This window comes from Sphingobacterium sp. UT-1RO-CII-1, assembly GCF_026711005.1.
Classification (GTDB): Bacteria; Bacteroidota; Bacteroidia; order Sphingobacteriales; family Sphingobacteriaceae; genus Sphingobacterium.
In genome coordinates this window covers 38,410-51,354 of record NZ_JAPPVJ010000008.1, presented here as the reverse complement: position 1 = coordinate 51,354, position 12,945 = coordinate 38,410, and the positions used below count along the sequence as shown (strand labels likewise).

Sequence of the window (12,945 nt, the reverse complement as noted above, 5' to 3'; positions counted from 1 at the left end):
CTTCATGAGCTCGCAAGCTCGGTTTATATTTCAATAATTAGTAGTTCAAAGTACGGATACAGTAAAGTCTTATATTATATTTTTCAAGAAATTAATCTGGAATAAAAGCTAGTAAGTTATTCAAAATATGAAGAAAGCTTATGAATAAAAAAGCTATTAAATCGTTAGCTTTCTTAGAAAGAAAAAAAAACGCATAAGCATAAATAAAACCAGAAAAAAAAGTAACCACAACATATACAACATTATAGTGATGTGCTAAAGCAAAAAAAAGCGTTGATAACAAAATAGTTAGATAATCTTTAATATTTAGTTTCCTTCCTATATAGAAAACCAAATATTGGAAAATTAATGTCTCAATAAAAGGAAATAATATAACTACCAAAAAGAAAGTAGCATATGTAGGATTATCTTGAACTGGGTTTGCTAAATATTCTTGTCCTATATAATTAGATACTAAAAAACTTAAGAAGCCTGTTACTAATATTTTTATACTAAAAAATAAAACGAACGCCCCTAATAGGCCGTATCTTTCATAAAAACCTGAAATACTTTTTTCTAAAAACATTTACCATATGTAAAGTACTGAACATATAGAAAAAACACCTCCATATGTTCAGCAATTAAATAGGTTTATTTAATAAATCATCATCTTTAAAAATCCGCCAACAAGTTTTCCTGCTTCAAATAGAACAATAGCACTCACAGCGAATAATCCAATTTTCACAAAATTATAAGTAAAACTATTTGGATCCATCAATACTTTTAATTTTTCTAACATAATAACTTAATTATATAATATGGTTTTTCATAAACTTCTCCGCACACCTTCCATAAGTCTTTTCATTTACTTCCAACTGCTGAACCCAAATTTATTAATTTCTAAACTACTCATTTTATTCGGTTTATATATAACATTTCATAAAAGTTTATAAAACAACGGACAAAACCAATATCGATCGATAGCAATACTTGCTGGAATTTTCAGCATATTTATTATCTCTAAAAGACTAATACTTTCTCAAATCTTTACCTAGTTTTTTACGAATCCCCTCAGCAAGCGAAGGAATATTATAGCCTTCTAAATCCTCCCAAAAGGCTTTAGTATAGTTACTTTTCTCTTCTGGATGACTTCATGAGCTCGCGAGCTCGGTTTATATTTCAATAATTAGTAGCATATCCAAAGTCCAATATAAGTTATTTATTGGATTATCTTGCTATGATAAGAGCAACCAAATTCGTGAACGAATGAAATAGAACTGCATAGCCAAATCCATATTTAAAGCGTATTGTCACAATGAAAAAACCTAATACAGTTTGTGGTAGAACATACAGCGGATAAAAAAACCAAATATCATTATTAAGGGGAATAAAATTTACCATATGTAGCAATCCAAATAGCACTGCGCTAATAATGCCCAATATTTTTTTCGGAATATATTTTACAACCATATCCGATAACGGAAATTGATCTAAAACCTTATACAAGATAATAGCTACCATTATAGCTATTGACAATATAAACAACCACCTTAAATTAAATATAATATATATTTCCGTAACAAAAAGAAGGTAGAGCGCAAGTGTTACAACCGCAATTGATATGTGAAGAGGCTTTAAAGACAACCATAAACGAAAAATAACCTCTTCAATGAAAGGAGCAAATAATACAACTATTAAAAAAGTATAAAAAAGATGTCCACCCGTAAAAAGTTTAATACGATCAAGCGGGCTACTCTGCTGTAAGCTTGGCAGATTTAAATAGTTAACTACTACTAAATGATCAATGAGCGTAACAAGTATAGCAAGAATACTATTTATTATAAAAAACAACAAAAATAATCGCCCTACGGCTTTCAGCTTTTCTTTAAATGACATCAGTTTATTCCAAAAAAAATGAAGATATGTGCTAACTAGTTAAAATTAGCACATACTTAAACGACTAAAAAAACAGCGTATATTTGATGTTATTTTTCCCATAATTTTTAAATTAAAATCAATCCCAAGCATAATAATATGCCATTAAATACCATATGATAAATCACACCATATAAAAATGAAAACCTCAATCTTATATAAGTCAAAAGTGCTCCAAGAAACAATTGAGAAAAAAAAGTAGAAAAAAACTCGAAAATATTCATAGCCTCCACATCATTAAAGGAGTAGTTTTCAATATGCATCAAGCCGAATACTAAAATTGACATCCCAATTGTGATGTATTTTAAAATATAGTTTTCTTTTATTCTATGTAAACAAAGAAAAACAATATAAATTACTGTAAGGATTTTAAGTATTAAAAACTTAAAACTCAATAAAAAAACTATACCTAACAGAACAGCCCCCCATATTTTTTTTTTCCGTACAAGAGGCCACCGAAAAACAAACTCTTCCCACAGTGGCCCTATTACCAATGCAAATAAAACATACGAAACTAGAGAATTCTTAAAGCCTCTTTCTACACTTGATTCAAAATTTCTAAGCTCAAAAATTAGATCTACTAAAACAAACCAAGAGATAACGAGCAGGATATGTATAGCTAATATTTTTAGTAATTGACGTATAGCTGAAAATTCATTAAACATTTATAACGGTGATTTATACTCTATTTCGAACAGCTGCAGTCAACGGAATCCCATCCTTCTTTAAAATCTGCAATTGCATCATATACCCCTACTAATTCTAAAAATTTTGAACCATAATTTCTCAATTGTTTCCACGGAATCTTCCCTCCCTCTACATTAATCATCTCATCTTTCTTCAACTCCTGAACGCCAAATTTTGTTAATTCTAAATTATTCATTTTATTTGATTTTAAAAATTTCCCCTACTCTAGTATGTGAGCCTTTTCAGATTCCTGCTCTTGTTGATCAACATCACTAAAGTACCGTCGTCCACTACACAAAAAAAGTAGTGGGACAAAAATTAGTATAAAAACATTGTCCCGCTGAGATATGCCGGGTTTGACTTGTTTCAAGTTCTTCTATCCTTACTGCTATAGAAATGGCAAACTCTTGCTCATAATAGTATGTCAATAATCGCCTTGAATAGCAAATCGGTGCTCCTAAGGTTTTAAGCTCATCCAAAACAACATACAGCCTAGAAACAGATATCCCCAATCTTGCAGATAGCTCATCTGGTGTACCGGTTCGTTTTTGTCGTATCAATTTGTCCAAAAGATTAATACGGTCTATGTTTATAAAAAGCTGTGTCATAACTTTCCTCCTTTATTAGTTTATAATATCGTACAAATCAAATATCCGTCTCAATAACCATTAATCCTACAACCCTGGGTTGTATTTAAAAATACTTTTACTTAGCTTCGCTTCAAGCCAAGCAACTACGTATGAACATTTTTGATATTCTACCATATTTTCATGAAGCACCATGGTCGTATATAGTTGTCCCGATCATGCTCATAACGAGTATAATTGGTTTTTATCATAAACCTTTTTTTCATGCTTTGCTATTACACCCATATGAAGTATATCGTGGCAAACGTTTACATACGCTATTAACCTCTGCCTTTGTACACAGGAACTGGCTACATATGCTCAATAATCTTTTAATCATATACGGATTGGGATACGATATGTTCGGAAACATAGAGCAAGAAAACAATACGTTTACTGCTAACCTATTAACCCCTATTTTATTTATCAGCATCATCGTTGTGCCCAACCTTATACAAACTTTTGTAAAAAGAGAAGACTTCCTATTTACGGCTGTGGGGGCGTCTGGACTTTCATTCGGCCTGTACGGATTTTCAGCACTTTACTTTCCTTTACAAAAGATGCGTAGCCCCATCTTTACCTTCGTCCAAAATGCTTTTCACGCTTCAATTCTTTTATTTATCTTGTTATTTGCCTTAACACTTATCAACAAAAACAATAATTTAATAAATAAGCATCTACACCTCTCAGCCTACATTATTGGAATAATACTTTCTTTAATTTCCAGACCTGACTCAGTAATAGAAATATTTAATTTGTTTTAAGTTGTCAATCCTAGAATCTTAGTCCATATAATACCGTACCACCCATTCCTTTTCTCATCCTTTCTTTGGCTACCACCATCAATCTCTCTTAACTCGCATTCATTCAGTTCTATCAGTTCGTTTTTTAGTTGTTCCATTTTTTGCTTTAATTATTTATCTGCAAAATTGATCACAACAGAACCCCAAAACCACAACTCAGCGTTGTAGACCAAAACCTAGCGTTATATCTCACAACCCAGGGTTTTAAAATGAAAATAATAGTAAGAATTTTATCTATCTGTAAAGATTTACTATTTTAGTCGAGTAATTAAGGTTACTATAAAATGAAGATCGGTGATTATATACGTGAAAAGAGAGAAAGCTTAAAAATATCGCAAGAAGCTGTAGCCTACTCGCTTGATATTTCTCAAGCTGCCTATTCTAAAATAGAACGTAACGAAACCAAAGTCAAAGTAGAACAAGTATACCAAATAGCTGATTACTTAGGTATTAGTGTATATGAAATACTTCCTCCTACATTAGCAAGTGATATTACCCATGAAAATATATTCAGCCTTGCCTATTTCCAACTTCTACGATTATGGAAAGCCATTGTTAGAAAAAAGAAGTAAAAACACCATACCTGTTTAGAATCCTTTTGACTTTGCCTGCTATACCACTTTCTATTATACAGATTTCTTCAAATACAGCTCACTACTGTTTTATAGATTGAACTAATGTATGTTTGTCTGACTGATTACCGAAGGTGGTGGTCTACAGCATAGATTTTCACCTGGGAGCAGAAACCATTGCACATATCAAACAATTATTATCCAGCCCTTACTCGCTGCTAGAAATCAGCATACAGGCCCGCTTTCATGACCCAAGCAAACTGACACGCTTTTTTAAAAAACACACCGGTCTTACTCCTCTTCAATATAGGCTTAGACAGCCTCAACCCAACCCTATATCCCAAATATCAAGTTTGGCATATGCCTCATATCAAGTTTAGCATACCAAGCCCCTTGTTTTCAACACTATATTTGTGTTAACACATTATCTAGAAAACAAGAATCAAGCAAAAGGAGGTAAAATATGCAAAGACAAACATTTCCGACTATCTGCTAAAGCAGGGCTTTGGGCAACGCACCGAGAGAGAAGCTCCTGCCGAGATAGCAATAAAAAAGACCCCTCTACCCTTTCGGAGGAAAAAGAAAGGAAAAAACAATTTAAATTCAATTATCATGATCACAATTAAAAAAAGTGGCATACGTGCCTTAATAATTACGCTGTTCACGATGCTTATCATAAGCAGCCTGGTCGTCATCGTCAAAGCCATGAACAGTAGCAGTGAAGAAAAAGTCGTAGAGAAAACAGCGGTTTTGGCTCAGCAAGCTTGGATTGAAGTTGAGGCACTGACTAATAGTGAGGATCCAACTGATCTAAACGTAAAAAGCGGACCATCTACTAGTCCTCCGAACTCTCCAGACTGTAATATCACCAATGCTGGTAAACCATGTGCGGCGCATTTATCCTTTCCTGGCGCATTGCCGCCTACATCGATTCCTACAGGAACTACACTTCAGGACTTGATGGATGACTATGGTGCTACTTTGGTATTAGATGACGAAGAAAAACCAGAGTTCACAAGAAAAGATCAATAAACATATTGATTACAGCAAGAAGGTGTCTAAATGGACACCTTCTTTTTATTTAATATTATCTCGGGTTTTGCTGATAGCCCCCTTCTTGCACAGCAAGATCAGGAAAAGGCCATGTCCATTTTGCATCATTTGGCAAAAGCATATACTGTTGATTTTTCATTGTTCTTAACAAGGATTTTTCACTATCAGTAAAAACATTCCATCTCCTGATATCCTCCCATCTCCTATTTCTAAATGCCAGTTCACGTCCACGTTCATTAAAGAGATATTCTAAGACTTTATTTTTATTTTTCTCATCATAAAGTATGTACGACAGTCTATCATATCTATTTTCTCTTAACTTATTAATATCCGCTAATGCTTCATCAAGCTTATTTAAATGCGTTGCACTTTCTGCTCTAACGAGATACATCTCAGCAGTCGTGAGTCCTGTAAAAAAACTATATGTGCCCATGTAGCTTCCTTTAAAGACTTTTCTTCCATTCGCAGTTTTATTAACGTAAGCTTGTCCTCTTAAATCACCAGCATCATATAAATCCAATAAATCCCCAGTAATATCCAATCTTGCTGCCCCCATAAAAGTACCTCCACTCCCATATTCTAAAAAAATAATCTCTGGATTTTCTTTGCCATTCACAGGAAATGGATACGCAGATGATACATCTAAGCTGTTATAATCTAACAGCTCATCATGTAGTGACAAACTTTGGTTTGCATATTTATTGGCATTTTCAAATTCTCCCATCTGCAAATACACCCGTGCTAACATAGCAAAACAGCTAGCCTTATTTGGCTTTTCAGGTATATAAGAATTTTCTTCCAACAAATCTAGAGCTTCTATTAAGTCGTTTATTATTTGTTCATAGGTCTTCGTGACCGATTTTCGATCTATGGCAGTAGCAACAGAAGAGGTTAGGTAAAACGGCAAGCCATATTGATCAGTGCCCTGCTCACCGTAAGGCGTAGCAAATAATTGCGCCAAATTATAATAGAAACGAGCCCTGTGAAAAAGAGCTGTTCCTTTAACTTGCTTATATTGCTTTCCGCTTTTATCTCCTTCATATTTATTCAAACCATCCAATACAATATTGCAAATAAGAATCCGTCCATATCCAACGTTATAGTCATGGGAATCTGCCCCTTCAAAAACATCATCTGCCCAAATGAACGCATTTTTTTGATAATACTCTCCTCCCAGCGGAAAGCTTTCCCACATATTTTCAGCAATAGTAAATGATTCCCCACCTATCATAGAAAGATAAGCGGGGAAACTATTGATATATCTGTGATCCATCATAGCCTGATAGTCATCTAAAGTAGAAGGAACTTGCTGATTTTGCACGGGCTTTTGATCTAGAAACGATTCTCCACAGCCAATGAAAAGCATCATTACTCCATAAAAGCACAATAAATAAATATATTTGAATATGTTTTTCATAATTGTAATCTTAATCCTGTTGTAAACTGAAAAGGTGCTGGATATTCTGATTTTGGGAAGTCAGGATCTAGTTTTTCTTTTGTTGCCCGCCATAGTATACCCACATTATAAAAATTAGCAAATACAGCAACATTCTCTACTCCCAATGAAGCAAACCAGCTTTTGGGGAAATTGTACCCTATATTAATTTGCTGGATTCGAAATACATCTGCTTTCTCTATCAATGATTCATTATTCATAGCTATACTAACCAAGTTGCCGTCAGTCGCGTCAATAGCAGCGGGCACGATCGTAGTATTTTCATCACCTGGTTTTTGCCAGCGTTTTCTATAATCCCGATGATACCTTGGTAGTGTAACTTCTAATTCTCCGCCGGGAATCATAGATGTCCGTCTAAATACGTGCCCCCAGCGCATTGCGGTAATGACATTCAGACTAAAACCTTTAAACTCAAATTGATTTTGCATGTGCATAAAATGAGGTGCTACCGTAAGCCCAGCATCGATTAACTCTTCCGGTTTATAGTTTCGATAATAGCTTCTATAATCTATAGACTGCTCGCCATCTATATATACAATAGGTAAGCCATTTTCAGGAGAAAGTCCATTCCAGGGCAACGCATAAATCATATCCAAAGACTTTCCATTTACAGGTATTCGTCTTGCAAAATAAACATTTGCATTTACCTGATCATTACCTTTGAAATTTCCTATTTCATTAGAAACATAACTATACAAAAAAGAAGCATTCCATTTTAATCTTTTTTGCATAACTTCAATATTAAGCTTTACATCTAGCCCTTTAGTTTCCATATCTGCATAGTTCACCTTATAATTGGCAAAACTGCTCGTTCCCTGAGTAGGGTCCGCTAAAATATTTCCCAAAAGATTAGAAGCCTTTTTCCAATAAGGCTCTATACTACCCGATACTCTATAGGCTTTCCAATCCAATCCAAAATTCAAAGTGGAAACCTTCTCCCAACTTAAAAAAGGATTCCCCGGATGGGATAAAGATGCAGATTGTAAACCTGTAACATTATTTAAAATATATGATATCGTAGGATATGAACTTTGCGTGCGGTCAACATTTCCGGCAACCCCGTAGGTAGCTCTAAGTCTTAGATAATGTCCTTTCTGTCTAAGAAAATGTATATCCTCACTGCTGTTCCACGCTGCCCCAACCGACCACAGAGGGGCACCTCGTTTATTTACCTCTACACCAAATAAGTTACTGCCATCCCAGCGTAATGAACCACTTAGCGCATATTTTTGCTTATGTGAATAGGCAATATTACTATAATAAGATAAATCTCGTCCAAAACCACCTAAACGAGAAACCCCTAAAGAAGGTATTTTTATTGCACTCCCATTCAGCCAAACGTTATACGATTTATCGAAATCATAATTTATAGAACCCATACCCAGATCTTTATCGTAGTTATAAACTCTACTACCCGGATTTCGCCAATTTTCTGACTTTGAGATCTCAGTCCCGACCAAAATATTTAAATCACCTCCCCAACCAAAACTATGTTGATAGTCTGACTGCAAGCGAAAACGATGGGCAGATGAAAGTTGCGGCTGCGCTATTTCCAATACTCCCTGATACGGAATTACACGCTTCAAAGTAATCGTATCGGTGAGCCTATTGACCAAATCACGTACATGATAACTATCCTTATCAAACAGCTCTCTACTATCAGATTGTGCAGAAGTATATTGATATCTAAACTGAACATTCCAACCAGAGGTCACTTCCTGCTTCATCCCAAATTGAAGCATTAAGGACTTCCTTTCCTGTGTATGGTCTTTTAACTGCTGTTCCTGAAGTGGTCTATAAGCCCAATCAACTAACCCCATTTCTTCTGCTCTACCTACCAGTGTAGACCTAATTCCTAACTGAGGCACAGTGGCAAACTCACCATTTTCTGTCACTAACTGATCATAGATATCCGGTCCGTATCCCGAGTAGCCTAATTCATTGAAAGGTACACCATTCAAACTTACATGTTGCCGTGCATAGTTCACGCCCAAGCTTAGCTCATTTCCCTTAAATAAATTGAACTGATTGTTGATATTAAAGCCCACATTATTACTCTCATTTCCTTTAATAGCAGCTTTTTCTCCTTGATAAAATCCCGAAATATGGTAACGATAACCTTTTCCACCGCCAGACAAGCTCAAATTATGCTGCTGATTCAATTGGTTCCTATACAAATATTTGCTTGCTTCATCCCTTAAATCTGTAGCTAAAAACCTTGCTTCTTGCTTTGCAAACTCCTGCTCACTAATAAGACCATCTCTTTGTGCTATTAATAGCTCCACATAATTTGGTAACATTGTTTGAATACGCTCTGTATAAGCTCCATTCAAAAATAGTTTTTTCTGACTTTCCATAACCTCGTGTGCATCCAGTTTATTAGGGCTGTAAAAAAGATTCGGTTTCTGCTGTATACCCATGTTTGCGCTATAATTGATCGTTGTTTTCCCCTCTCTTCCATTTTTCGACTCAATTACTATGACGCCATTCCCTGCCCTTGCCCCCCATATACTACTTGCGGCAGCATCTTTCAGTACAGTCACATTCGCTACTACATCTGGGTTAATATCCTCTATGTTACCCTCAAATGGAAAACCATCCCATATAATAAGTGGTGTCCGATCTGCATCAATAGTGCTCAAGCCTCTTACACGAATATTAAACCCGCCAGTCTCTTCTCTTGTCTGCTCGCTCCTATCAAACTGTAGCCCACTCACTACCCCTTCTAAACGGCCAATTATATTCGGGTGTACCGACTCTTGCAACTGCTTCTCACTAACATGTTCAAAAGAACCAGTAAGCCGTTCCTTTGGCAACTCATAATAACCTGTACTAACAACCTCAACTGCTTCAATAGCCGTAGCATCCTTATCTAATCGGATAATGATATCGTCTTGAATCTTAGCAGGCACAGCTATCAACTTCGAGTTATACCCTAAAGCCGTAAAGCGCAAAGAATCTTCACCTAAAAACACTCCTATTGCAAAAACACCCTTACTATCCGTCGCTGTCTTCTTTTTGCTAAATAGAGATACCACTGTCGCACGATCGATAGGAAGTCCATCGCTAGACAGTACTTTCCCTCTAATTATTGACTGTGCCGAAACAGAAAGAAAAAACAAGCTACATACTGCTACCAGTAAAAAAGACCTATACATCTTTTCCTCCTTCCTTACCTGTAATCAATAACTTTTTCGCTCGCTCTTTTGCAATCTCTACAACTAGACCATATTCTTCTAGCGCTACATTCAGTTCCTGCAAACTCCCGAAGTTTAACGGAAGTTTAAAATCTACCGCTAAATCTGGTCGCACTCCCGATTGATCTTCTACTTCTGCTACTGAAATAGCTAAGTCTTGTATCTTTTTTAAACGAAGCCCTACCGCATTGATAAAATGACTACCGAATGGTAAACATTCATAATGTCTAACCGAATCAATATCCAGATAAGTTTTCACCTTATCCTTCGTGGATTGTAGTTTATTTTCCACATATAATATCGGCTTCTTATTCTTTAACACGGCATAACTTACTTCTGCGGTAGGTATCAACTCACATTGTAGCCCGAGATGCCCCTGCATATACCCCGCAAATAATTCCCTTAACTTATCACTTTCCATCCCCTCTTTATATTTCCCCCTTTCGAAAGACAATTTAAGTCCTAATCTATCCAAAGCGTCAAATTCAGTAACATTTACATACTTATCCAACATATAAAACCCGCTGGGGTACCTCTTGTAAGGGAAGAAAAGCTCATTCTTATATGCGTAGTGTAAAACTTCTATGGGCCTTAAATTATTACCATAAAATATAATTGAATCAGTTGTTTCTTTTCTTTTAATACCTTCATAGATATAAAAAGTATTTTCTGCATACACTTGCAATTCGCCATTCTGATAAATCAGCTGTGCTCTTCCATTTTCGCCAGCAAACATCTCCTCATCTGGGTTAAGTATCTTATCGTTCAGAACTTCAGGCATTTGTATTTCCCCTGTCGTTAAGGCTGATTGTACTGTAGCTAAGTCCACATATTGATGTTTGGGCATAGCAATGACCTCTCCCCGGTTTATCCACACCATATGCGGAATGCCTACGTGTGGAAATACTTTTGATAAAATCGTATCTGCATATATACTTTTAAATCCTAATGCAAGTTGATCTCGTATACGGTTGATCTGGTCAGGCGACTCGTAATTAACCCCCAGAATCAAAACATCAGATTTATCTAAGTCTCTTAACAACCTATCCATTTTTTTTAATGACGCACGGCAAGGGCCACACCAACTTGCCCAAAAGTCAAGAATAACAAGCTTATCCTGATAATCTTCAAGCATTATTTCTCCAAGCTCACCAGTTTTCATATCGATACTTTGATGTTTAATTTTCGATAGTTTATCGGTCAAAAAATCACCCTTTCTCAACGTAGCTTCTGTAGGTTTATAAAATTGCCCGCTCACGATACCTCCCGTTAATAACATAAATACAGTAAAAAAAAGTATACGAGAAAAAACCTTTATAGATAGAGAACAGTCTCTTATACCTTTCTTACCGCTTGTACCAGTCGCCCCGCCAGGGCGGGGCTCCTGAGCCTGCGCTTCCATAGCGGAAGCAAAACTAAACAGCACACAAAATATCGCTATAAGCTGTAAGACATAGACCATAGGTCTTTTAATATCGTCACTTCTCTTCGTTCCGCTTGTCCCGAAAATCGAAAATTTATACTGGGATAGCTTCGTTCCCGTTTTGAGATTTAGGCGACTGACTGGAAATTTAGATGCGCATTCAAGGCTTTGAGCTCTTTGCACACTTTCTTTGTCAAACAGAAAACCACCCGCTTCATTTAAGCCGTTTTGAGAGCTCCTTTTATTTTTAATTAACATAGACTCCACTTTACCCCTAACCCCTTCGCAAATCGACTCAAACCACCTTAAAATCAACAGATTCATATAGAGATCATTCATAACTTTCCCGTTCTTGCAAGCAAAACGTGGCAATCTATTCGCCAATTCTTCGACTCGGCTTCGGGAGTTGTTCGACAATCCTTCGAGTGCTCTTCGACAGTCCTTCGACTGGGCTTCGAGTCGGCTTCGACACTTGTTCGACAATCCTTCGGGTGCTCTTCGACTCGCCTTCGACTGGGCTTCGACTCGCACTCGAACAGCACTCGAACAACACTCGAACAGCAGTCGAACACCAGTCGAACAAATGTGTACCAAAGTACGACCCAATTTCGAAGCAAGGCCGAACACCCCGGCTACCCTAGCCGAAGCGCTCTTAGTGTATGGCCTAAGTATTAGCCAAGTATGCTCGAAGTAGTAACAGTGTATAAGGAGTGTATTAAAACACATTACACTAGCCATGCTCCATGACGGCTTCATGACTGCTGGTTTCTTGCCTCTCCCACCTTCGCCAGTTGTCCCGCGGGCGCGGGACTCCTGAACATTACAACTAAACTGATAATAAATTGTGCTGAGAGACAGCAACAAACATTGAAAGCTATATAAAGACTGGTAATAATATTTCTTTATAGGTTTTGAAAGGGCGTACCTATCCCTTTTGCGTAAAAATCGCATCATAGTAACATAGATTTATAAAATTCATAAATGGTTTATAAAAAATAAAAATCCTATATCAGGGCGCCCTCTTCCATAGGAATACATCATCGTAGTCTAGCAAATAGACTACGAAACCCCATTATTCTGGAGGGCAAAAAATGTTTTGAAGAAATTGTTTTTTCATATGGCTTTGTTCCTCAAAGCCTCATGTATCCAAGAAAGAACTGCCCCCTAAAGGGCCAGGCCTAACTTGCTAAGCGAAACGCACACCCAGGTAGGAA

14 protein-coding genes are annotated in these 12,945 nt (G+C 36.4%); 4 read left to right on the top strand and 10 right to left on the bottom strand.

All coding sequences use genetic code 11. The features are described from left to right. Nucleotides 1-91 precede the first annotated feature (91 nt). From ORI89_RS16245 to ORI89_RS16225, 6 genes are all read right to left on the bottom strand, one after another. Nucleotides 92-565: a CPBP family glutamic-type intramembrane protease gene (locus tag ORI89_RS16245; RefSeq protein ID WP_268231569.1), complete on the bottom strand. Its 474-nt coding sequence runs from the start codon at nt 563-565 to the stop codon at nt 92-94. 69 nt (nt 566-634) lie between these two features. Beyond that, nucleotides 635-778, bottom strand: a complete 144-nt coding sequence (locus ORI89_RS16240; protein ID WP_268231568.1) for a hypothetical protein — start codon at nt 776-778, stop codon at nt 635-637. 428 nt (nt 779-1,206) lie between these two features. Further along, entirely contained in the window at nt 1,207-1,875 is a 669-nt protein-coding gene (locus tag ORI89_RS16235; RefSeq protein WP_268231567.1) for a CPBP family glutamic-type intramembrane protease, read from the bottom strand. Between the two features lie 107 nt (nt 1,876-1,982). Further along, the gene (locus ORI89_RS19310) at nt 1,983-2,579 is read right to left on the bottom strand and encodes a CPBP family glutamic-type intramembrane protease (RefSeq protein WP_442800893.1); all 597 of its coding nucleotides are present in this window, start codon (nt 2,577-2,579) and stop codon (nt 1,983-1,985) included. A gap of 20 nt (nt 2,580-2,599) precedes the next feature. Further along, nucleotides 2,600-2,797 (bottom strand): hypothetical protein, encoded by a 198-nt coding sequence (locus tag ORI89_RS16230; RefSeq protein WP_268231566.1) that lies wholly within the window; start codon nt 2,795-2,797, stop codon nt 2,600-2,602. A 94-nt stretch (nt 2,798-2,891) separates the two neighbouring features. Next, the gene (locus tag ORI89_RS16225) at nt 2,892-3,209 is read right to left on the bottom strand and encodes a hypothetical protein (protein WP_268231565.1); all 318 of its coding nucleotides are present in this window, start codon (nt 3,207-3,209) and stop codon (nt 2,892-2,894) included. Nucleotides 3,210-3,340: 131 nt separating this feature from the next. Between ORI89_RS16225 and ORI89_RS16220 the strand changes: the two genes are divergently transcribed. Then, nucleotides 3,341-3,991, top strand: a complete 651-nt coding sequence (locus ORI89_RS16220; protein WP_268231564.1) for a rhomboid family intramembrane serine protease — start codon at nt 3,341-3,343, stop codon at nt 3,989-3,991. Here the strand turns inward: ORI89_RS16220 and ORI89_RS16215 are convergent. After that, entirely contained in the window at nt 3,988-4,128 is a 141-nt protein-coding gene (locus ORI89_RS16215) for a hypothetical protein (RefSeq protein ID WP_268231563.1), read from the bottom strand. The genes ORI89_RS16220 and ORI89_RS16215 overlap by 4 nt on opposite strands. 186 nt (nt 4,129-4,314) lie before the next feature. Here ORI89_RS16215 and ORI89_RS16210 point away from each other — a divergent pair, with 186 nt between their 5' ends. The 3 genes from ORI89_RS16210 to ORI89_RS16205 all read left to right on the top strand — a co-directional run bounded on the left by ORI89_RS16210 (nt 4,315) and on the right by ORI89_RS16205 (nt 5,634). Further along, nucleotides 4,315-4,602 carry a helix-turn-helix domain-containing protein gene (locus tag ORI89_RS16210; protein WP_268231562.1) on the top strand — a complete coding sequence of 96 codons (288 nt, stop codon included), beginning with the start codon at nt 4,315-4,317 and terminating at the stop codon, nt 4,600-4,602. A gap of 134 nt (nt 4,603-4,736) precedes the next feature. Next, a complete protein-coding gene (locus ORI89_RS19305; protein WP_442800892.1) occupies nt 4,737-4,982 on the top strand; it encodes a helix-turn-helix domain-containing protein in 246 nt (81 codons plus the stop codon). A 325-nt stretch (nt 4,983-5,307) separates the two neighbouring features. Then, entirely contained in the window at nt 5,308-5,634 is a 327-nt protein-coding gene (locus tag ORI89_RS16205) for a hypothetical protein (RefSeq protein ID WP_268231561.1), read from the top strand. Between the two features lie 55 nt (nt 5,635-5,689). On the opposite strand, the gene ORI89_RS16200 is transcribed toward ORI89_RS16205, so the two are convergent. The 3 genes from ORI89_RS16200 to ORI89_RS16190 are packed head-to-tail and all read right to left on the bottom strand — an operon-like array spanning nt 5,690 to nt 12,685. After that, nucleotides 5,690-7,072: a RagB/SusD family nutrient uptake outer membrane protein gene (locus ORI89_RS16200; protein ID WP_268231560.1), complete on the bottom strand. Its 1,383-nt coding sequence runs from the start codon at nt 7,070-7,072 to the stop codon at nt 5,690-5,692. Next, nucleotides 7,069-10,269, bottom strand: coding sequence for a SusC/RagA family TonB-linked outer membrane protein (locus ORI89_RS16195; RefSeq protein WP_268231559.1), 3,201 nt, complete (start codon nt 10,267-10,269; stop codon nt 7,069-7,071). Before ORI89_RS16195 ends, ORI89_RS16200 begins: the two co-directional genes overlap by 4 nt. Beyond that, nucleotides 10,262-12,685 carry a TlpA family protein disulfide reductase gene (locus tag ORI89_RS16190; protein WP_268231558.1) on the bottom strand — a complete coding sequence of 808 codons (2,424 nt, stop codon included), beginning with the start codon at nt 12,683-12,685 and terminating at the stop codon, nt 10,262-10,264. The genes ORI89_RS16195 and ORI89_RS16190 overlap by 8 nt, the downstream gene beginning before the upstream one ends. Nucleotides 12,686-12,945 lie beyond the last annotated feature (260 nt).